At 46.6% G+C, this 21,731-nt stretch carries 15 protein-coding genes and 1 riboswitch; of the genes, 10 read left to right on the forward strand and 5 right to left on the reverse strand.

From position 1 onward, the window contains the following. Positions 1 to 362: 362 nt before the first annotated feature. Together ABT58_RS03810 and ABT58_RS03815 are read left to right on the forward strand one after the other, a co-directional pair. The gene (locus ABT58_RS03810) at positions 363 to 1,595 is read left to right on the forward strand and encodes a hypothetical protein (RefSeq protein WP_047873037.1); all 1,233 of its coding nucleotides are present in this window, start codon (positions 363 to 365) and stop codon (positions 1,593 to 1,595) included. 10 nt (positions 1,596 to 1,605) lie between these two features. Next, positions 1,606 to 2,448 carry a hypothetical protein gene (locus ABT58_RS03815; RefSeq protein ID WP_047873038.1) on the forward strand — a complete coding sequence of 281 codons (843 nt, stop codon included), beginning with the start codon at positions 1,606 to 1,608 and terminating at the stop codon, positions 2,446 to 2,448. A gap of 92 nt (positions 2,449 to 2,540) precedes the next feature. Here the strand turns inward: ABT58_RS03815 and ABT58_RS03820 are convergent, their stop codons facing one another. Further along, positions 2,541 to 2,933 (reverse strand): hypothetical protein, encoded by a 393-nt coding sequence (locus ABT58_RS03820; RefSeq protein WP_047873039.1) that lies wholly within the window; start codon positions 2,931 to 2,933, stop codon positions 2,541 to 2,543. Positions 2,934 to 3,189: 256 nt separating this feature from the next. Here ABT58_RS03820 and ABT58_RS03825 point away from each other — a divergent pair, with 256 nt between their 5' ends. Continuing rightward, positions 3,190 to 3,849, forward strand: a complete 660-nt coding sequence (locus tag ABT58_RS03825) for a Bax inhibitor-1 family protein (protein ID WP_047873040.1) — start codon at positions 3,190 to 3,192, stop codon at positions 3,847 to 3,849. A gap of 98 nt (positions 3,850 to 3,947) precedes the next feature. Here the strand turns inward: ABT58_RS03825 and ABT58_RS03830 are convergent, their stop codons facing one another. Both ABT58_RS03830 and ABT58_RS03835 read right to left on the reverse strand, forming a co-directional pair. After that, positions 3,948 to 5,279, reverse strand: coding sequence for a sodium/glutamate symporter (locus tag ABT58_RS03830; RefSeq protein WP_047873041.1), 1,332 nt, complete (start codon positions 5,277 to 5,279; stop codon positions 3,948 to 3,950). 438 nt (positions 5,280 to 5,717) lie between these two features. After that, on the reverse strand, positions 5,718 to 7,301 hold the full coding sequence (locus ABT58_RS03835) for a Na+/H+ antiporter NhaC family protein (protein ID WP_047873042.1): 1,584 nt from the start codon (positions 7,299 to 7,301) through the stop codon (positions 5,718 to 5,720). Between the two features lie 88 nt (positions 7,302 to 7,389). Continuing rightward, positions 7,390 to 7,563, reverse strand: a riboswitch (Lysine riboswitch). A gap of 185 nt (positions 7,564 to 7,748) precedes the next feature. Here ABT58_RS03835 and ABT58_RS03840 point away from each other — a divergent pair. The 5 genes from ABT58_RS03840 to ABT58_RS23660 all read left to right on the forward strand — a co-directional run bounded on the left by ABT58_RS03840 (position 7,749) and on the right by ABT58_RS23660 (position 13,698). Continuing rightward, a complete protein-coding gene (locus tag ABT58_RS03840; protein ID WP_047873043.1) occupies positions 7,749 to 9,680 on the forward strand; it encodes a BCCT family transporter in 1,932 nt (643 codons plus the stop codon). 201 nt (positions 9,681 to 9,881) lie between these two features. After that, on the forward strand, positions 9,882 to 11,207 hold the full coding sequence (locus tag ABT58_RS24295; RefSeq protein ID WP_205625307.1) for a hypothetical protein: 1,326 nt from the start codon (positions 9,882 to 9,884) through the stop codon (positions 11,205 to 11,207). Continuing rightward, positions 11,204 to 11,863, forward strand: coding sequence for a hypothetical protein (locus ABT58_RS03850; protein WP_047873044.1), 660 nt, complete (start codon positions 11,204 to 11,206; stop codon positions 11,861 to 11,863). The genes ABT58_RS24295 and ABT58_RS03850 overlap by 4 nt, the downstream gene beginning before the upstream one ends. A 773-nt stretch (positions 11,864 to 12,636) precedes the next feature. After that, positions 12,637 to 13,092 carry a hypothetical protein gene (locus tag ABT58_RS03855; RefSeq protein ID WP_047873083.1) on the forward strand — a complete coding sequence of 152 codons (456 nt, stop codon included), beginning with the start codon at positions 12,637 to 12,639 and terminating at the stop codon, positions 13,090 to 13,092. A gap of 300 nt (positions 13,093 to 13,392) precedes the next feature. Beyond that, on the forward strand, positions 13,393 to 13,698 hold the full coding sequence (locus tag ABT58_RS23660) for a carboxypeptidase regulatory-like domain-containing protein (RefSeq protein ID WP_082210939.1): 306 nt from the start codon (positions 13,393 to 13,395) through the stop codon (positions 13,696 to 13,698). A gap of 156 nt (positions 13,699 to 13,854) precedes the next feature. On the opposite strand, the gene ABT58_RS03860 is transcribed toward ABT58_RS23660, so the two are convergent. Both ABT58_RS03860 and malX read right to left on the reverse strand, forming a co-directional pair. Then, entirely contained in the window at positions 13,855 to 15,027 is a 1,173-nt protein-coding gene (locus ABT58_RS03860; RefSeq protein ID WP_047873045.1) for a MalY/PatB family protein, read from the reverse strand. 201 nt (positions 15,028 to 15,228) lie between these two features. Beyond that, positions 15,229 to 16,800, reverse strand: coding sequence for a maltose/glucose-specific PTS transporter subunit IIBC (gene malX, locus ABT58_RS03865; protein ID WP_047873046.1), 1,572 nt, complete (start codon positions 16,798 to 16,800; stop codon positions 15,229 to 15,231). 320 nt (positions 16,801 to 17,120) lie between these two features. On the opposite strand from malX, the gene malI reads away from it, so the two are divergent. Continuing rightward, on the forward strand, positions 17,121 to 18,143 hold the full coding sequence (gene malI, locus ABT58_RS03870) for a Mal regulon transcriptional regulator MalI (RefSeq protein ID WP_047873047.1): 1,023 nt from the start codon (positions 17,121 to 17,123) through the stop codon (positions 18,141 to 18,143). Between the two features lie 147 nt (positions 18,144 to 18,290). Beyond that, positions 18,291 to 21,707: a mechanosensitive ion channel domain-containing protein gene (locus tag ABT58_RS03875; protein ID WP_082210944.1), complete on the forward strand. Its 3,417-nt coding sequence runs from the start codon at positions 18,291 to 18,293 to the stop codon at positions 21,705 to 21,707. Positions 21,708 to 21,731 lie beyond the last annotated feature (24 nt).

Consider the following 21,731-nt stretch of genomic DNA (forward strand, 5'->3'; position numbering starts at 1 on the left):
ACGGAAGTTTGTCGAGTGGGTACGTACTGCTGATGAGCATTTTGAACGTTTAATTCTCGAGACCATCGAACTCTCTCGAGTGGGGGATTCGGTGATCAATAAAGTTAGTCGTAGCGTTTAGATAAGTTACATTGTATGTGTAAAAGGGATTGCTTGTAAATTTACAAATTAATAACAGTAACCCTGCAATAGGTTAGTTTGAAAGATAGTATTTACTTAGATGTATCATATGTTTCCATAAAATTCATTACACTGATTTGCAATGAATTTAGGTGTGAATCTAAAAATAAATTTAACCAGTATGAAAAGTGACTTGTTGTTTAGTAAACTTAGTATCATTTTATTTTATGAGGTTGTTAATAATGACGTGGAAATTTGCAGGTCGGGCTGATGCTTTTGATGGATTTGCTGTAAATAATAAAACGGTAAAAGGTTTGGATAGTTTTCTTCCGGGGTATATTAGCCCTTCATTATTTAGTAGTAAAAAAATCAATATGTCCCGCCAAGCCTTAGCTATGCTTGCTTCTATGAATGAGTATGATCAGATGCAAGTTATTAAAGAGATGTATTACGTATCAGCAAATCCTCACTCTCGATCTGTAGTGAGGCACAAGAGATTTCCGTTGATTAGAATATATCGTTCACGCTATCCATTTAAAAATTATCATTATCTTCTGACTATCAAGTTAAAGGATGGAGAGGTAGTAATCCATGATATTGCATTTGATGAACGTTTACATGGTCGTGATATTGCAAATAATTCGCATCAACGCACTCAAATGTATCATGTGAAGAAAGAAGATGGTGCTACAGGCAAGTATAATGGCACTCAAAATAATCAAGAGGTAAAGGCTCTGATGGAGGAGTGGAATGCGTCAAAAGCACAGCAAACATCAAATGTCAGAACTATTCATGTTACCGTTAATGGGATGTTGAATGATTATAATAAAGCGGCAGGGCTAATGGGTATTCATACGCAGGTTGCTTATAATGAAGATAATCCAAGAGAATATACTTTATTTCATAATCCGACTGATGAATGGAAGTTAGATATAATAGAATGTGGTTTTGATAAAACATGGAAAACGTCACATAATGCAAAACATTTAGCTGCTGTAATGAAACAATGCGCTCAAAATGGTCAGAAGGTGAAATGGACAGTGCACAGTCAAGGCGCGATCATTTTTGCTTCAGCATTAACATATCTTGAGGGGATAAACCCAGGGTTAAAGTTGCCTAATCAAGAATTGGTTGTTCATGCAGGAGGAACCGGTGTTGCTAAACTAGATCGTATCGCGAAAAAAGTTGGTCTTCGTATCAATAATCATAAAACACGTATCAATCCGTTTGATGCGGTACCTAATGTGTGTGGTTTTGAAATGAAAAACAGTAACAGTTCTTTAATGAAGTGTATGAAAGCGTTTGGCCTAGTTATTAATGATGATGATATGACCATTAGTCCACATACACTGCCTTATTTTGGCCTGGAGTTGTATAGATTGCAGTTAATCAATTCGGGGCATCATAAGGCGTTGAAAAGAGTAAACGACGTTGATTTGTTGATTAAAAAGTTAAATAATACTAATCGCTGTTGAGAGGTAAAGTATGGGGCTATTTAAGACAGTAAAAGATGGATTTAGGGGGAAGCCTGATTTTTCATCAATACACAACTATATATATCAGATTGATGAACACTTATTAACATTAAGTTACCCTCATAATATTAATAATGGTGTTAATTATCATAATCAAGTTAAAACTAATGATATTCAATGGTTGGATAAAATTTATCGCCATGAAACAGCTCTAAAGTTAGGATATATACAGTACTGTTTTCAAACAAAAATCATTGTCCCAATTCGTCCATTAAATAGTCCCGGTCATGTATTTGTTTATTTGAACTTGAAAAAGGCAAGTATTGATGTGGAGTGTATTAGTTCATTAACGAGCTATTTGGAGAAAAATTATTTTGAGTATTATCATGACCCTGTTGTCTGTAACAAAACCCATAGGGGAAGACATACGGATATAATGAATGAAGCTCATGATTTCGCAATACGGTGCTGGGGTGAGAATCCAGAGTCCCAAGAGGATATAAGAGAGAAACAAGAATTTTTATTAGGACGATTTCTCCGTGCATTTCCACCAATAAAGTGTGAAGAAGTTAAAATTAGAACGAATACTTTTGCAAAATATAAAGAGGGGAATCTTGATTTGACCCATAAGTGTTCTCGTTTTTATAATCTTCCATTAAAAGGTGATTATTATATCAGTATTGAATTTCATTATGAAATTGAACAATCAATGGCTTCACGGAAGTTTGTCGAGTGGGTTCGTACAGCTGATGAGCATTTTGAACGTTCAATTTTAGAGACCGTCGAACTCTCTCGAGTGGTGGATTCAATCGTTGATATCCCCGCTGATAAAATTGAGAGCAGAGACAGTTAGTCGTTGAGTGGTTAGCTTGATCGTGCAGGTTCTGATTTTGCCGCACTGTTTTGTGCGGCTTTTTCTTTGTTTGACGCGATAACCTGTAATTGTCACCTATAGGTGCTATAGAGTGAACGTCTATCATTGACGCCAATCCATCCTGATGCATGAAAAAGTGGGGAGTAAATCGGGTATTCACCATGGTCATTGTCCGACATCGTCCAGCGCCCATTGTACGGCAGTTTCAGATCATCCCAAGTGAGCGCAAGCTCATGTATTTTTACTGCCCATAATCTCTCCTCTTCGGTTTCATCTACATCCAGTGCATCAACATCTAAGTCAAAGCCTGCCATGGCGGTAACGGCGATGAGCTTATCAAAGAGTGCAGAATCAACGAATGCGACTTTACCACTCATCCATGGGGTTTCAGAGCGCACATGCGATACCGTTGCGACAGTTTTCCCATCAAGTTTGACGTAATAACACTGTTCGTGAAGATTCATAAGTCTGTCCTTTTTCATGATCGGAAAGTCATGGTTTTATGATTGAGGGGATTGTACTTGCTGAGTGCGATAATAAGAGAGGGATATGTAGAAGATTTCCATTTTCCAGATGGACTTGCGAGGATCTTCACTGTATTGCGCTCTGCCTCCCAAATCCAAAATGTAGCCATGAGAACGCAGGGCTGATTGAAAATCATACAACTCACAGTGGTAACATTTCGACACATCTTGCGTATTGTAAAGGAGAACACACGCGATGATAGAGTCAAATGTCTTTGACAGAACCGAAACCAACGATCCGGTGATCAGTGATCGTTTGTATAACTTCACCATTGGCAGTGTTTTGTGTTGGGGCTTTCTGGTGAACTGGTTGATGGTGTTATGGATACCAGTGGAAAACATCATTGCGATATCGCCGTGGGCTTTTTTCATCGGCTATTTTGCGAGTTGTTTCTTTGGCGTGTATTTGTTCCGCTCCTCTGATGACCCGATCGTGAGCTTCATTGGTTACAACTTTGTCGTGGTGCCGTTTGGCCTGATTATCAATATTGTGGTGTCTCAATATGATCCGACCTTGGTGCTTGATGCTATAAAAGTCACAGGGTTCGTGACGGGCTGCATGATGGTATTAGGGACGCTTTTTCCGCAGTTTTTCCAACGTATTATCGGCACGTTATGTATTTCGTTGCTGATTGTGTTGCTGGTGGAATTGTTTCAGATGTTTGTGTTGGGGATCCGCCAGGCATGGACAGATTGGGCGATAGTGGTGATATTTTGTGGGTACATCGGGTATGACTGGGGACGCGCAAATCAGATCCCGAAAACCTTAGACAATGCTGTCGACAGTGCTGCGGCATTGTATATGGACATCATCAACTTGTTCGTGCGTATTCTTCGCATCATGGGGCGTCGTTAATACCAGCCTTGCCCCTTTTCATTTTCCTTGCTTCAGATACACATCAAGCGCCCTGAGGCGCTTGATGTCAATGTAAGGATAGATGCGAATAAGAGCGGTTAATGGGCGCAGGCGGCACGAGGCAGCATGAAACGCCAGACACAGAGCACCGCCAGAATGTAAGCGAGACCAATACCGAGTGCTTCCCAGTGATAGCCGTTATACATCGCAATGGGCATCAGCGAAATAATGAAGATATCGGTGATCGAACCGGGTACATAGGCGATGGCATAGTCATCCAGTGTTGTGCCTTTCATTTCAGGATCCACAATGCGCAGTAGGGCGATGCCCATCGCGACAGTTCCCGTCAGCCAGCCCCATGAAAACAGGCCTTTCTCAAACCAGCCTTCGCCCAGAATGCGGGGGGCAACCCACAAGATCAGCCAGAGAGTGAAGGCGACCCCTCCGGCAGCCATCACCGTCATCGGTAACAGGTAGTGCGCCACAACGGTAATTTTGATGGCGGAGATCCCGAAAATAATTAAGTAGTCGGTACTGATCCCGGCGGCATGATTGAATGCGTTATCACATAAGTATTGGTTGGCATGCGTGCGTTTGGCGATCAAGCGTAACAACATGCCCGCAAGAAAACCGGTAACAAACGTTGGGATTTGTACGCTGTCAAAAAACGATGACAAGTAATCGGATGACAAGTAAGAGCAGGCTGTTACCAGTACCACTAAGGCGGCATGAATGGCAAAGGAGTCGACCGAGAGGGATGACATGGTATCTTTCATCACTGCTTTTTGATGGTCAGGTTTTATCAGCCCTTTGCGTTGATAACTGTCCATATTTGAAAATGCGGTAAACGTGTGAATCCACCCCATCTTAACGCCCAGCTGCAGCAGTAACATACCAATAGAAATGGAAAGGAAAATACCGACGGTGGCAAACGTCAGGCCCAGCGTAAAACCATCTTCCCAACCGAGATCGTCCAGAATATTTCCCACAACAGCGGCTGAGCCATGCCCTCCCATAAAGCCGGATGACAGGGTGATCCCAAATGCCGGGTTGAGTGTCGGCCAAATCCAGGTTGTCAGGCCCAGACCAAACAGTGCGGCAAACAGCCACTGAGATACCGAAGCAATCTGGTTAAACGCCCAGAGAGAGCCTGCACGTTGGGCAACAATTTTAGGCGAGGGAAGATCGGTGGCTAAACCCAGCGCAGAAAACAAGGCTGCCGTCAGCAAACTGGCATTGTGTGAAAAGGTTTGTGTCCAAGGCAGTACATTGAGTATAGCTGGACCAAACAGTAGTCCTAATAAACCGGCTAAAACGGCAGAGGGAAGGTAAAGGCGCTGTAATAGCGGAATATTAACACGTAGAACTTTGGCAATTAATAATAATGCCCCCGCAATTGCTAAGTCTGTCAACATTAGACCTTGTGGCATTGATCCTCCAATAATATAAATGTTGAAGTAATATTGGGTGATATTTGTCTTTAATGGTTTTATCGTAATTTGAAATGCGCATTTCGGAATAATGAAAAATAAAGGTAGTCAAAATATCAAGAGTGCTCACACAGACGGGAATAAATAGCCTGAGTGAGGAGGGCTTATCCTAGTGATAAAGTCGCATGATTTCAAATGAGGGCATTGTGATTTGAGCTTAAATAATATTGTCTTGGCAAATTATTTCGCGGGTACTTTTACAGTGAGAGAGACCAATATCAATATAATGACAATTGATATTGCATTCGAAGAGAACGATTGTCGTGGTGAAGAAAGAAGAAAGAAGAAAGAAGAAAGAATCATTTCTTTGCTCCAGATACACATCAAGCGCCCTGAGGCGCTTGATGTGTTTTTATGTCTAAAGCAAGTGGCTATGCATCACTGGGCTTTGGCCATTTCCATAATGGGCTGGTTTTTACGCATTGCATACAAGCAGAACAGTACAAACCATGCGCCGCTCACTGCCACACCAATCCACGCTGAATGGGTGTAACCGATCGCCACGTAACCCAGTAGGGCACCGAATGCCACAGAGGTCGCGTAAGGCAGCTGTGTCAGGACGTGGTCCATGTGGTGACAGCCTGCGCCGGTCGCCGACAAAATACTGGTACTTGAAATCGGTGAGCTGTGGTCACCAAATACCGCACCCGCCAGTACAGCCGCTAGCATAGGCAGTAGCATCTGAATGTCACTTGCCGCCGCAATATCACCCGCCAATGGCAGCATGATACCGAACGTACCCCAGCTGGTGCCGGTCGCAAACGCCATTGCACAAGACAGGACAAACACAACCGCAGGGAGCATCTGTACTGGGATGTTACCGTTCGCCATCGACGCCAGGTACATACCGGTTTTCATGTCACGCACAACAGAGCCGATAGTCCATGCGAAGAACAGGATCACAATCGCTGGCATCATTGCACTGATACCTTGAGGCGCCGCTTGCATCCACGTTTTTGCACTTAGCTTCAAACGCAGTGCCAATGCGATAGACACCACCAGGCTACAAATCGCACCGTAAACCAGTGATGAACCCACGTTGGTGTTCTCAAAGGAACCGATCACGCTAAACGGTAGGCCTTTCTCAGTCAGCACTGCTGCACCGGATTCGATCATGAAGTACACCGTCGCCAGTGTCAGCGTCAGGATTGGCAGAACCATATCGATCATACCGCCGTTGCTGTTTTCAGGCGTTTCGATATCCAGACCCGCTGGACGGCCGCGAGATTCATCCCACAATTTGCCTTCCAGTGCCCATTCTTCATGCTTACGCATCGGGCCGATGTCCAGCTGGAAGGCGATCACACACAGTACCATCACCAAGGTGAACACGGCGTACAGGTTCATTGGGATCATTTCTACGAACGCCGAAATCGGGCTCTGATCCGTCACGTGGTGCGCCGCCATGATGCCGCCGATCAGGGCGATGATGTAAGCACCCCATGACGAGATTGGCATCAACACACATACCGGTGCTGCCGTGGAATCCAGCAGGTACGCCAGTTTTGCACGTGAGATTTGGAAACGGTCAGTCACCGGGCGACAAATCGCACCCACTGACAGGCTGTGGAAAAAGTCGTCGATAAAGAAGATGAATACCATCAGACCGGTCAGGGATTTGGCGCTGCGGCGATCTTTACAACGTACCGCTGCCCAATCGGCAAAGGCTTGGGTGGCACCGGAGACGCTCATCAGACTGATCAGGGCGCCCAATAGCAGCATGAAGATGATCATGTTGGCGTTTTCACTGTTCAGTGCGCCATTTGCCCACACGAGGTGAAGGACTTTATTAAACAGGTAATGCGCGGTTTCTAGCGGGGAAAATTGGTTAAGCATCAAGGCGCCAGCAACAATACCTGCACCAAGAGACAGCAGCACGCGACGGGTCGTGACTGCCAGAATGACCGCCAGAAGTGGCGGTACCACAGACATTAAAGAGTCTGAAAAATTTACGAGGTTCATAATCTCTACACCTACTGCAATAAGGTGGAGATCTACCAAAAAGAGGTGTAACGAAGACGTCTGAAGGAATGACAAAAGACTTGTTACCCCTTCAGGTAGCGCTCCATAGGACATAATACTATGGCAGTTCTGTGCCTATTCGACACAGACCCAGCCACTGAGCATGACGGCTCAAGTGACTTCGGCGCTGACTCCTTTCTCCGGCATCATCGGGATCATCCTCCGCACGGTTACTGATAGGCAGCGCGCCTCTACTGATTAAGGGTTTGCTGCGCCATCATAACAGCCGAGCAGTTCAACACAAGCATTATATAATGCTGATTGAGAAACAGTTTAGATAATCAACTTTCCTTATGGTTACCATTTGAACATTTGTTTTGAGAAATTGTTAATTTGCGTGATTATTCGTTTACGCATTGGAAGCGAATTGTAGCTTAAGGAGTTAGCATGTTGCTAAAAAAACACTTCGAGTTGATCGATAAGCCGACCTTTTTCGGGGCGCTCGGTCTACTTTTTTCCGTGATTATTCCCTTGATTCTGTTCCCAGAACAGGGGGCGAAATGGATCGCGGTGGCCAAAACCTTCATGACCGACAAGCTCGGTTTCCTCTATCTTGCGCTGGGTATCGCTGCGTTTTTCTTTATGGTGTACATCATTTTCTCCGATATCGGCCAGATCAAACTGGGTGATGCGGATGAAAAGCCGGAATTTAAAACCGCTTCCTGGGCGGCCATGCTGTTTTGTGGCGGCATCGGGGCCAGTATCCTGTACTGGGGTACCATCGAATGGGCGTACTACTACCAGAGTCCACCGTTCCAGTTGGCGCCGGGCAGTGAAGAAGCGGTGCGTTGGGCCGCGACTTACGGGATCTTCCACTGGGGTCCGATTGCCTGGGCGATTTACCTGATCCCTGCAATCCCGATTGCCTACTTCTTTTATGTGCGTAAGCAGCCGGTACTGAAAGTGTCTGCCGCATTGATGCCGGTGATCGGCGAAGCGCGCAGCCACGGTAAGTGGGGCAAAGTGATCGACGTGTTATTCATCTTCGGTTTGCTTGGCGGTGCGGCAACCACGCTGGGCTTAGCGGCACCGTTGATCAACGAAGGGATCAGCTACCTGTTTGATGTCCCATCCACAACTACCTCACAAATCGGTGTGTTGCTGCTGTGTACCGCGCTGTTTGCCTACTCCTCCTATAAAGGGATGGATGAAGGGATCAAGGTGCTCAGTAACATCAACTTCTGGGGCGCATTGGGCTTGCTGGCGTTCGTCCTTATTGCCGGTCCAACCTTGTTTATGCTGGAAACCGGCTTAGATTCTGTGGGTCGCATGTTGTCAAACTTCTTCGTGATGGCAACCTGGGCAGAGCCATTTGGCGGCTACGGCACCTTTGAAGACACGCATTTCCCGCAAGACTGGACCATCTTCTACTGGGCGTGGTGGTTAGTGTTCGCACCGAGCATGGGCCTGTTTGTGGCGCGTATTTCTCGCGGCCGTACCATTAAGCAAATGGTGTCGGGCTCTATCTTCTTCGGCTCAATGGGCTGTGCGCTGTACTTCATGATTTTGGGTAACTTTGGTCTGTCTTTACAGTTATCTGGCCAGTTAGATGTGGTCAGTATTCTGAACAACGAAGGCCCAACCCGTGCGATTTTCATGATTTTGGAACAGTTACCGATGAGCACCATGGTGATCGCGGTGTTCACTATTCTGTGTATCATCTTTACGGCGACCACATTTGACTCCATTTCTTTCATCTTGGCGTCTGTGGTGCAAAACAACGTGACGGAAGATCCACTGCGTTGGAACCGTTTGTTCTGGGCCTTCACCTTGTCACTGATGCCATCGATTCTGATGTTTATGGGCGGCTTGGCGACCTTGCAGACGGCTGCGATTGTCGGTGGTTTGCCGCTGTTGGTGATTGCCGTGATGCTGATGATTTCCGGCGTGAAAGCTGCCACCCTCGACCTGTCTCATCAGGAAGGGTATGTGGATCCGGTGATCAATATTGAAGAATTCCCCGATGTTGACCCTTGGTCAAAAGAAGGGATGGCAATGGCACAATTTGAGCGTCTGAAAGACGAAGCCGTTGCCGCTGCGGAGGAAGAGCGCGAAAAACTCAACGCCATTTGGGCATTGAAGAAAGCAATTCGCGCAGACGCCCTTGCGAAAGGCGAATCCGGGATGGAACTGGGCGATGCGCCACAGGAACAACTGGATGAAATCCAACGTTTAACCGATGAAGCGATGGCTGCAAAAGCCCATAAGCTACAAGCATCGGAACAAGCGCAGGACGCCCGTAAGCAGTTCAATGAACTGATGCGTGCCCGCCTAGAGCAAGAAGCGGCCGACGCAGCAGACCGTGAAGTCAACGCGTAAGAAACCGCGAGGAGCGGTCAGGGAGTGACTGCTCACCGTCAGTGTTGATCATGCATTGTGCTTGGTAAGAAAAGAAAGTCAGACAATAAAACGATGCCATGACATCGACACAAAGCCGCCCGCAAGGGCGGTTTTTTTTGCTTATTTACACCATCAAGAAATGCGATCTGAATTGGTTTTTTAGATGATGCTGATATTAGATTGCTATTTTTATTCATAGGTATATCCAGAAACCCTAAACAACTGCTAACAGGTTTATCTCATGACGATAAATTAGCGCCAATATCACAATCACCTTATTGGCGAGGAGTAACGTTGGCACTTTTTGGCGATCCCATTGCTGAAGCTAAATTCTATCGGATGCGAATTATTGATGGGTTAGGTCGCTGCTACCTCATCACTCCCCGCAATCGAAGAATACATATTGACGATCAATCCCCGTTAATGCAGTACCAAAACAAATATTGGGCTAAGCATTTGCTTCAAAGTCACAGTACTCGCTGGGGATATCCTTTTGACCTCCCCATGTTGTACCACCGTCTGTGTTATAAGCCACTTCAGCACCATATTCCTAAACAGGCAATGCTCGAAGAATTAAGCGACAGGATGATGCAGGGTGAGTTACTTGTTTATCTTGTTGATAATTTTATCCCCCCTCCCCCCCAGGGAAGTCGAGTTAACATTTCTGCCGCCACTCCTGCACCTCAAACGCAGGCCGTGATGGCGGCACCACCTGAAAGAAAAACAAAAAGCCTTCCTCAAGTAGGTAGGCAAGTCTCAGTATCGCAAGAAAAAATGGTTGAGGTGCCGAGTTTCGATTTGGCGGAGGCGATTGCTAATCCTGCGTCACAAGGTATTACTCCAGTAAATATTGATCCTGTATCAATGGGGGTAGAGAGTGCAATAGACATTGCAGAAGCAGCACAGGACTTTATCACCAATCCTTCATTAGCTGGTGGGGCGGCATTAGCTGCATCACTTATCCCTGGGAAAATTGCAGATAAAGCTCTAGATAAGGTAAAAATATCAAAAATTACTCCTGAAAGTGTAGTGCGCTATGATGATTATTTTGAGTCTGAGCTAAATTATAAAGGACATAGGAAATCTCATATTAAAGGAGACTATTTAAGGCCAGCCAATCCTTTAGGCGACATTACAATTCAACAGCATATTCGTGGTTCAGAGCCAAAAAAGAGTGACAGTCAGTATACATCAACAATTGCTATTTCAGATGGTGTTCAAGCAAAGTATTATGGTAAAAATGAAATATTAATTGACACTCGAAAGCTCCAAGATGATATAGATGCTGGTAAAGTTAATGATGTTGAAATTATACCGCCAGAGATAGTTCAGAGTGAATTGAAAAGTAAAATAATAAAAGCGCAGAAAATGTATGATTTACACCCTAGTCCTAATAATTTAGACAAACTTATACGAGCTGAGGTGGATTTAGAGCATGCAATAAGAGATAATGAGTGCTTAATAAAAGGTTGTGTGCATAAAAAGTATATAAAGGTGGTTGAGTGAGCGGGGTTAAAAATATTTTAGGGGATTCGGTATACAGTATTCTTTATTGTCATTATGACCGGAATGGTAATTACATTGATGACATGGAGGATGTTTTATATTGTGCTGATGAGGATATTTTACCAAGTAAAGTTAGTGAGCTTATTGATTTAGTTTCATTTGATAAACATGAAACAAGTATTCTTAAATCGATTGAAGCATCAAAGATTTTATCTGCTTGGGGAGTGAAAAATGGAATCGATTACTTCTTGTTTTATATTGATAATGGGTTTTATTTAGATTGTGTAATTTCACCAAATAGGTTGAACTCACAAAAGGATGATATATTTGAGGAGATTTTGTATTCTTGCTTTAAATATTATGCTAGATATGCAGAGAGGGAGTTTAATCAAAATGGTAAAGTAGGTGGTAATTTGTCATTAACAGCGAGAGCAGAGATAAAGCCATTAATTGATAAAATTATTTCTCTAGTTGGTATCGTTAATATTGATATTACTTATCTGTTAAGAATGCTTGATGCGTATAATTGGTTGGATTTTGAGGAATCTTTAAAACATTTATTAACGCTGCTTAGTGAAAGTCATGATTCAAATAAAAAGTTGAATGTTAATAAATTAAGCGTTTTACTTGAGAAATGGTCTGGTAGGAGATGTTAGATATAGAATATAAATGATGTAGTGTAGATAGTATGGATTAATGTTGATATTCATCAATTTTTGTCGTGTAAAGAATTATTGAAAAAGTCCTCCACCAGTCGGAAACGGAGAAAATAGATGGCGAGGAATAATTTGGTCTAAGAAAGGAAACCCAAGAACAAGTTTTCTAAGTGACTGATAATTTGAGTTCAAGGAGACCTTAACTTGCAGCAAATAATACATATGCACGGTAAGATGTGCATTTAAGATAATGCAAAAAATATGTCGAAGAGGTGAGATTGTCCCCTATCGTGGACAATTGACGATAGTAGTGAAATGGATCCAGCAACAACGATGAGCAATACCATTGAGTACGTCTATAGATATTTAATCTTTAGCATTATTTGGGGCAATATGGTGAAGAATCATGACTCCCAGAAAATAAAGCCTTTATCAAAAAAAAGTCCCCCGCCAGTCGGCAACTGAGCAAATAGACTGTGAGGGACAATTGGGTTCTAAGGAAGGAAACCCAAGAACAAGTTTTCTAAGTTACTGACAATTCGAGTTCAAGGAGATCTTAACTCGCGGCAGATAATACAGAAGTGCGGTGGGGCGTGCATTTCAGATAATGCGCAAAATATGTCGAAGAGGTGAGTTTGTGTCATTATCGAGGGTGATGGGCGAAGATGTAGACAAAAGTGATAGCTGGTAATGATGCAATCTTAGAGTGCAATACTCGCAATATTTTGCAGGCCGCGTATGATCAACGTTTTGTTTTCACAGGATGTTTTATCGTGAAAAAAGTTATAGCGCCGCTTGTTTTTACCCTCCTTGCCGGTTGTTCGGCCTCTACCAACCTCGATGCCACCCAAAAAGATGTCTCTATTCAGGTGAATGATAAAGCCCCGTTGACGATCGATGCGATGACGGAGCAGACCTATTCCACCACCAGTTTTGGTCAGTACCGTTTTAAATTGGAAGCGGACGGCCATGAACCGATGTACGGTGTGATGCCACTGAAATTTAATGGTGGTTACCTTGCTGCAGATATTCTCTTTTTTGCTCCTGCTATGTTTTTTAATCTGCGCGAAGTCTTCCCTTACTACCAGTTCGACCTAGAGAAAAACGAGATCCGCTATAAGAAAAACGCCGGTGATCTGTGGCAGGTATACACACCGACAGAAGCTGAAATTCAACGTGCAAAAGCGTACTTTGAAAAGCGTGATAACTATGTGTTAAAAGCGCAGTAAGTAATGAAGCACAATCAATTAAAATTGAAAGTTAATTGATTCATGCATAATAAAACCGTCTGGTAAGGCGGTTTTATTATATTGAATAATATGATTTTAAATGACTTTACTGAAATCTTAAATTTAATATATGTTAGTCATATTCGTTATAATTATTGGTTGTACAGATAAGTCTCTGATATTGTTGAGTTTAACGGTTTTGCAGATGGCTCTCGTTAATACTTTAAAAGCATAATTAAACTTGTTAAATTGATATGTTTATAGATAATAAATTCATTGAAAATTAATGGATTATTTAAAGTGCTTAAAAAAATTGTTTTTGCTAGTGCAGTGTTGATGGCTTTAACTGGTTGTTCATCAGTTGTTGGTGTAGTTCGCGATAAAAATACATCAACACCTATTTCATCTGCTACTGTTACGGTGATGCGAACATCTACTTCGACACTAACTGACGCTGTTGGTCATTATGCACTTTCAGGGATGTTTATACCCGGTGATACGATGATGATTAATGCTCCTGGTTATAATATCTATACAGGGACATTGAGAAAGGGTGTAGGTACCGAGTTTATTGATGTTGATTTAGTACCCAAAAACGACAAATGATGATTTAAAGTGAATTATGACAAGTCATTAAATGTATGATGAGTTGCCATGATTTATTTATCATTACGATATCTGATAGATAATGTACGATGAATTAAAGACCGCCTGGTTAGGCGGTTTTTTTGTGGGTGATAGAAAGAGAGGGGTACGTGTTGCTTAACCTTTCAGCTGCCTAATCGCGCCCACCAACGCATTTACACCGGCTTCGACTTTGCTGCGTGGGCAACCCACATTCAGGCGTACGTAGCCTTTTCCTTCCGGGCCGTAAGTGTCGCCACGCATAATTGCTACTTTATAGTCTTTGATCAGCACCTGTTGCAGCGCATCCATATCGATGTTGAGTGGGTTAAGATCAATCCACGCCAAATAGGTGCCTTCCGGGACTTGATAGCCAATCTCTGGGTAGTGGCTATTTAATTGTTCTGCCACGAAGGTCAGGTTCTGATGCAGGTACTCTTTCAAAGCATCTAACCACTCACCGCCGTTGTTGTAAGCCGCGATATGGGCAATCACCCCTAAGATGGACGGGGAAGACAAACCATGCGCGGCTTTGAGCTGAGTCAGGTAGGCCGCACGGTCGGCGTCATCGGCAATGATGGCATATGCGCCTGTCAGCGCTGGAATGTTGAAAGACTTAGAGCCTGAGCTGACGATGGCCCAATGGGGATCCATCGCCACCTGCGACCAGGGAATGTACGCTTTAAACGCCATGTCCATATGAATGTCGTCAGAAATTACCTTCACACTGTGTTGATGACAAATGTGCGCCATGCGTGTCAGTTCGTCTTCTCGCCATACACGGCCCGTCGGGTTGTGTGGGCTGCACAGCAATAGCACTTTACAGTCAGGTCGCGCCGCTTGTGCTTCAAATTGTGCCCAGTCAATGGCATAGCCGTCAGCCGTTTTCAACAGCGGGCTGGCCAGCAACGCGCGCTGGTTCGCGGCCAGCATATTGCCAAAGGCATCGTAAGCCGGAGTGTGAATGAGTACGCCTTCCCCCGGAGCGGTCCATTGGTTCACGAGTTGCGCGACCATGTAAATGACCGATGGGCCATACACCAACGTTTCTGGATTTAACGCAGTGCGGTAGCGGTTAGCAAACCAGCCGGTGATTGCGTGTTTAAAATCATCGTGGTTCCAGCGGCTGTAGCCTAAAACGCCGTGAGTTAAGCGTTGTTGTAAGGCTTCAAGGATGCAGGGCGCGGTTTCAAAATCCATATCGGAAATGGTGAACGGCAATAAATCGGCTTCCCCGAAGCGATCTTGCACATAATCCCACTGCGTGCAGTAGGTGCCGTAGCGGTTAACCGGTGTGGAAAAATCAAACATAACAACCTCTGTAAAACATGGTGCGGATTCAGCGATGATATTCTTATCGCGGTCGTGAATCGGCATAAAACGGCGAGTTGGTCGCGTATTGGGTACGGTGTTGCCAACATCTATCGCACTGGACGTTGGCGTCAATGCCCAGTGCGATAGGAAGGGAGCAAAACGGGAAGCTATCGCTTCCCGTTATATTTTGTGTGGTATTTAAGCAGGCAACAGGCTTTGGATTTCGTTTTTCACCAAATGTACCTGTGGACCAATGACCACTTGCAGGTTGTGCTCATCCAGCTTCACGACCCCGATAGCACCGTTGGCTTTCAGTACCGCATCGTTGACCAGTGACATGTCTTTCACGGACATACGCAGGCGGGTGATGCAGTTATCCAGTGCAAGGATGTTGTCGGCACCGCCCAGCGCTTCCAGAATGATGTCGCCTTTGTAGCCAGAGGTTTTCTCACCCGTAACAGCCGCTGCAATTTGCTCTGCCGTTTCTACTTCACGGCCTGGTGTTTTCAGGTTGAAGCGTGTGATAGCAAAGCGGAACACGAAGTAGTACACCGCGAACCAGATACCTGCCACAACCGGTACCAGGTACCACTTGGTGGCTGTGCCTTGCAGAATACCGAAGATGAAGAAGTCGATGATGTTGCCGTCGGTGTTACCGATAGTCACATCCAACAGACCCATCACCATGAAGCCAAGGCCGGTCAGGATTGCATGGATGAAGTACAGTACAGGTGCCACGAACAGGAACAGGAATTCTAGCGGTTCAGTGATACCGCCGACCACACAGGCTACCACGCCAGATAGCAGCAGGGCTTTCACTTTGCCACGGTTTTCAGGGCGTGAGCAGTGGTACATTGCCAGTGCCGCACCCGGTAGACCGCCTAGGAACGCAGGCATTTTACCTTGTGACAAGAACGCTGTTGCAGAAGGGGTGAAACCGTTGGTGGTAGAGCAAGACAGTTCAGCGTAGAAAATGTTGAGTGCACCGCTTACGGTGTTACCACAGACATCCAGCGTACCGCCTGCTTCAGTGAAGCGGATCAGAGCAACCAGAATGTGGTGCAGACCGAACGGCAGCAATAGACGCTCACCCGCACCGAACAGGAATGGACCAAATGGACCCGCGTGAGAAATACCCGTACCCACACCGTTAATCGCAGCCGCAAAGTAAGGCCAAATCAACGGCACAACCAGACCTACCAGACCCAGTACCAGCGTGGTGATGATAGGCACAAAACGTGCGCCACCGAAGAAGGCCAGTGCGTCAGGCATTTTGTAGGTGTAGAAGCGAGCATGCAGCTTGGCCACAATAATACCCACGATCACTGCACCCAGAATACCGGTATCGATAGACTGCGTACCCAGAATCGACTTCACACCGTACGCTGCTTCTTGCTCGGCATTGCCCAGCACGCCTGCCACGGTCAGGTAGAAGTTAATAGACAGGTTAAGTGCCGCATAACCAACAAAACCGGCAAAGGCTGCTACACCTTTTTCTTCACGGGCCAGACCTAACGGAATCGCTACCGCAAACATCAGCGGCAGATAGATGAAGGCCACCAGACCGATTTTGGTCATCCACATGAACAGCATTTGAAGCGGCATGACGTCCAGGAACGGCATGCTTTCTTTTACCGCATTACTGGAAAGTGAACTGCCGATCCCAAGCAGGATACCGGAGAAAGCCAGCAGGGCAACTGGTAGCATGAAGGTTTTCCCAAGGCTTTGGAAAAACTCCCATAAGGTACTTTTCTTCGATGATTGAGACATATGGATAACCCCTATCCGTATTATTGTTGTGAGTAGAGTAGATAAAACGTTTTATCAAAATTTGTTAAAAAAACGCTGAGGCGGACGGGAGAGGTTTTCTCAGACTTTGGCGCTCAGCGTCGTTATTGTTTCGCTAAAAATAGGATAAAACGTTTTACCTAATGATTTCGATGGGTAGATCACGAAATGAAACGCTGTTGATTTGGGTGATTCAAAGTGTGATCAGGGTAAAAGTGTGAAAAGAGAGGTAGAACGTTTTACTTGCCTGTAATATGCTGTGGGTCTCTTATCTTTTTACCTACAGTTGATACGCATCGCCCATGAGCCAGAAGAAAATTAAAATTACCGATGTGGCCGAGTATGCCGGTGTGTCTGTGTCTACCGTCTCGTTAGTGCTTGGTAACAAGGGGCGGATCTCCGAAGCGACCATTAACAAGGTCAATGACGCCATTAAAACCTTGGGGTATGTACGCAATGAAGCCGCGGCTAATTTGCGTTCTCACCAGTCCAAATTGATTGGCTTGGTGGTCAAAGACATTACCGATCCGTTTTATACCGAAATTACCGCCGGATTCAGTCGTGTACTGGAAAAGCAGGGCTATATGCTCTTTCTTGCCCAGTATGGTGAGTCGCCAGAACGCTTGGCACATTGTGTGCAATCGATGATCCAGCAAGGCGTGGCTGGGGTGGCGTTTAGCCCGCTGCGTGGTGCCAGTCAGGCCGTGCTTGGTATGCTGCGCGATGCGAATACGCCGATGGTGTGTGTGGCACGCGCCAGTGTGAATGACGACGTGGATTTTGTGGTGCCAGACAACATGCAAGCGGCCAAACAAGCGGCGTTGCATTTGATTGAACAAGGCCATCGTCATATCGCCTATGTGGGTGGCAAAGGGGAATCACTCACCCGCGCTGAACGGATCGGCGGATACTGTACCGCGCTGATTCAGTACGGTTTACCGTTCAAAAACGAGTGGGTGATTGAGTGCGAAGGCACACAAAAAGCCGCTGCTGAAGCGGTACAGTCCTTGTTGGTGCAACACCCGAAAATCACCGCCATTTTGTGTCACCGTTCAGCAGTAGCGCTGGGGGCGGTGTACGGCGTTGAACGTGCCAACCGTAGTGTGGGGCGCGATAATTACATCGGCCAACAAGTGGCGTTGCTGGGGTTTGATGATGTGCCCGAAGCGGAGTTAACCCACCCGCCGTTAACGTTCATGTCATCCACCGCCGAGGCCATTGGTGAGCAGGCGGCGCAGCGTTTACTGACTCGCATGAAGCAGCCTGATCAAAGCAACGAGAAGGTGGTATTGCCGTCAACACTGATCATCCGTGGCTCGGCCTAGAGTTCTACAAGCAAAACGACAAAATCCTCACCTAACACATTGATATCCCTGTCCAGCGACTACACTTGAGAGTGAATGCTGACAGGGAGAGGAATCATGCAGGCAGGGAGGCGAGATACCGCATGCGTTGTGCATACGCATGGCGGCATGGCAGTCAGTAAATGTGCACTATCGCTGTGTCACAAGGCAGAGTTATCCTTTTTTCGTGCTCTTCTGCTGCTTATCACAAGCCTGACTTTCTTCGCATTGTCAGTTGCCACTTCGCCCTTTGTGCTGGCGGCAGAGTTGCCTGACAGCCGTTATGTGGATGCTGAAATTAGCCGTTTGTCGGCAGATGACCCGCCGGATACGGATTTGATCGGCAAATACCAAGCCCTTTCTCAGCAGCTGAAAACCATCCAGACCCTGACCGATGAGCAAGCCCAGCTCAAAGCCGAGATCCGCCAATACCCCCAACGGCAAGAGGCGTTGAATACGCAGATACAGCAAGTGCGCTCGCTAGACTTGTTCAATATCACCTCCCTTCGTGGTTATGACGACCTTTCACGCCGATTGGCCGGTTTGCGGGCAGCGGTCAGTGATTGGCGTGCCACGGTGAAAACCAATGCCGACAGTCTTAAGCAGCTCGAGGCTTCCCGCCTCACTTTGCCTAAAGAAATCGCCGCGTTAAACAGCCAAATCGATGATGTGGTGCTGAGCAACAATGGTGACAAAAACGCGCTGCCACAGTGGTTGGCGTTAGCTAATCGACAGCACCTGATGCTTGAAAAGGGGTTATTGACCTTAAAACAGCAAAGTTTAGATGCACGGGAAGCGGTGTTGAAACTCGAACAACAGCTGCTCTCGACCCGCATTCAGCTGGCCTCACCGATCCGCATTACGTTGCAAAACCGCTTAGCGCAGGTAGAGCAAGATTCGGCCAGAGCTTTGATTGAACAGGCGACAGAGTTGGAGAGCCTGTATGGCGGGGATGGTAGTGGTGATGCTAGCGGTGAGGGCAGTGAGGGGACTGAGACGGGGAGTGATATGGATGCAGACACCGGCAAGGATATTGCCTCGAGTCAGAAGCTGGCCAAAGAGCTTGAACACGTGCTGGTGGACATTGAAAAGACGCGCCGTAAAAGTCAGCAGTTTGAGATGGAGCGCCAGTTACTCTCCGATGAGCAGCGGCTGATCAAAGATAACCTCGCCTGGCTACGCCAAAGTACGGCTTTCGGAGCATCACTGCGTGCCCAGCTGCAACGTCTGCCTCAGCGTATTGGCGATACCAATGTGCCGGATGCCATTGCCCAAAGTCATATTCGTATTTACGAAATCAGTCAGATGCGGACCCGTATCGCGACAGAACAAGCGACCTCTCCAGTACCGACCGAAGCGGCGTTGGCGGCTGATCCGCAGTTGAATGCCCGTTACCACGTGCACACGTTTCGCGGGCAGTTGTTAGTGCGCTTGGGGGAAGAATACGACAAGCTGATCGTCGAATTGGGGCGTCTGCAGGTTGTGAAAACCCTGTATCAGGGGGAAATCGACAAAGAGCGCGCTTTCTTGCGTGAACAACAGTTGTGGATCCGCAGTAACCCGCCGTTATGGCGCAGTTATGCGGTGTGGCAGGCGACAGATTGGACGGCGGTCGGTGATCGCTTAAAGGCGGCTTTTTCAGCGGTTCCTGAAGCACAGCGGTTTGTGGGCGTGGGGGCGGTACTGCTCTACAGTCTGGGATCGTGGCTGTTGTATGTGATGCTGGCGAAGAAGAAACGGATACACAATGAAGCCACAAAAAAGGTACTGGGGCATCCGCTCAAAGATCGTTTTGGTTACACCATCCGCTTAGTGGTGCTCTCTATGGTGCAGGCATTGATTCTGCCCGCTTGGTTTATGCTTATCACTTTAGGACTGCATTGGTGGTGGCCTGAATCCATTGCCAGCGATCTCTCTACCTTGGTGCTGGCCAGTGCCTTTGGATTATTTGTGTTGGAGCTGATTTATCAGCTGACACGGCGTGATGGCGTACTGAACCTTCATTTGAACTGGCCGACACCCATTACCACTTATCTGCACCGATCTATACGTCACTTACGCTGGGTGTTTGTGATGTTGCTGTGGTTTATTTTTGCTGCTGAGTTGTTGTCCGGTCAGAGTGCGCCTGAGTTCTCTCGCTTGCTGTTTTTATTGTTAGTGACGGGGATGTTGTACATCTACGGGTTGCTGCTGCGACACAAACGCTTGCCGGCCGTCATGCCACCGCCTTTTAATCACCGTTGGGCATTGTGGGGGATCCAGTTGCTCTTGGTGGGCTCCTTGCTGGCCATGATTGTGATTGCCGCCATGGGGTATTACCTGGCCGCTTGGATCTTACTGACGTATCAGCAAGCGAGTCTGTTTATCATGCTGGGGGCGTTACTGGCTTACCAGTTGGGTGAGCGGTGGTTCAAGTTGGAACACCGACAACTCAACTACCAGCGTTTGTTAGCCAAGCGGGAAGAATTGATTGCCCAGCAGCGTGAGCAGGCCGAGCAGGATCCGGAATTGGCTGAATTGCGCGAAGAGCTGCCCGAGGTGGAAGAGAGCGGTTTGGATGTCGAGCAGATCAGTGAGCAGTCACTCACGTTACTGCGTGGCCTTTGTGTGATTGGCTTTGTGATCGCCATGCTCACCTTGTGGTCCAGCGCGTTAGAAATGGCCCGTTGGTTAGAGCGGGTGGTGTTGTGGCAAGTCAGCGAAATGGGAGATGGCGGCATTGTGGTGGTGGATGTCACCTTGCAGTCGGTGGTTTATGCCTTGATTGTGGTGATGGTCACCGTGATTGCGGTGCGCAACTTACCGGGTTTGTTGGAGTTATTGGTACTGCGCCGATTAGAACTGGCCCCCGGAACCGGTTATGCGATCACCACGCTGATCCGCTATTTGCTGGTAATGGTCGGGGTGCTCAGTGCCTGCTCCATTGTGGGGGTGCAATGGTCAAAATTACAATGGCTGGTGGCGGCCTTCGGGGTCGGGTTGGGCTTTGGGTTGCAGGAAATTTTTGCCAACTTTATCTCAGGGTTGATCATCTTGTTTGAGCGGCCGATCCGGATTGGCGACATCGTGACGATTAACGACTTGTCCGGCACGGTGAGCAAAATTAAAACCCGCGCCACCACCATTATTGATTGGGACAACAAAGAAATCGTGGTGCCCAATAAGGCCTTTTTAACCGAGAAATTGATCAACTGGTCACTGACCGATCCGATCACCCGTATCGTGATCCCCATAGGAGTGGCCTATGGATCCGATGTCGATAAGGTGGAAGCACTGCTGTATCAGGTCGCCAATGAGCACCCGTTGGTGTTGAAAGAGCCGTCACCGACCGTGTTCTTTCTGGCGTTTGGGGGCAGCAGTCTGGATTTTGAAATGCGGGTCTATATCACCGCGATTGATTACCGCTTATCAACCATCCATCTGATCAACAAGCATATTGATGCGCTTTTTCGGGAACACGGTATCGAGATCGCCTTCCCGCAGATGGATATTCATGTGCGGGATGTGCCCAGCGATATGCGCCCAACCCCGCCGTTAACGGAGTAAGGCTGATTCAAAACGAAAAAGCCA

This window comes from Photobacterium aphoticum (assembly GCF_001029435.1).
In the GTDB taxonomy this organism is placed as follows: domain Bacteria; phylum Pseudomonadota; class Gammaproteobacteria; order Enterobacterales; family Vibrionaceae; genus Photobacterium; species Photobacterium aphoticum.

Bases quoted from the DNA above. Each gene is read 5' to 3' on its own strand.
- ABT58_RS03825 (WP_047873040.1), top strand. From the start codon at position 3,190: ATGATAGAGTCAAATGTCTTTGACAGAACCGAAACCAACGATCCGGTG.
- ABT58_RS03875 (WP_082210944.1), top strand. From the start codon at position 18,291: ATGGCAGTCAGTAAATGTGCACTATCGCTGTGTCACAAGGCAGAGTTA.
- ABT58_RS03815 (WP_047873038.1), top strand. From the start codon at position 1,606: ATGGGGCTATTTAAGACAGTAAAAGATGGATTTAGGGGGAAGCCTGAT.
- malX (WP_047873046.1), bottom strand. From the start codon at position 16,800: ATGTCTCAATCATCGAAGAAAAGTACCTTATGGGAGTTTTTCCAAAGC.
- ABT58_RS03835 (WP_047873042.1), bottom strand. From the start codon at position 7,301: ATGAACCTCGTAAATTTTTCAGACTCTTTAATGTCTGTGGTACCGCCA.
- malI (WP_047873047.1), top strand. From the start codon at position 17,121: ATGAGCCAGAAGAAAATTAAAATTACCGATGTGGCCGAGTATGCCGGT.
- ABT58_RS03810 (WP_047873037.1), top strand. From the start codon at position 363: ATGACGTGGAAATTTGCAGGTCGGGCTGATGCTTTTGATGGATTTGCT.
- ABT58_RS03860 (WP_047873045.1), bottom strand. From the start codon at position 15,027: ATGTTTGATTTTTCCACACCGGTTAACCGCTACGGCACCTACTGCACG.
- ABT58_RS03840 (WP_047873043.1), top strand. From the start codon at position 7,749: ATGTTGCTAAAAAAACACTTCGAGTTGATCGATAAGCCGACCTTTTTC.
- ABT58_RS03820 (WP_047873039.1), bottom strand. From the start codon at position 2,933: ATGAATCTTCACGAACAGTGTTATTACGTCAAACTTGATGGGAAAACT.
- ABT58_RS03830 (WP_047873041.1), bottom strand. From the start codon at position 5,279: ATGCCACAAGGTCTAATGTTGACAGACTTAGCAATTGCGGGGGCATTA.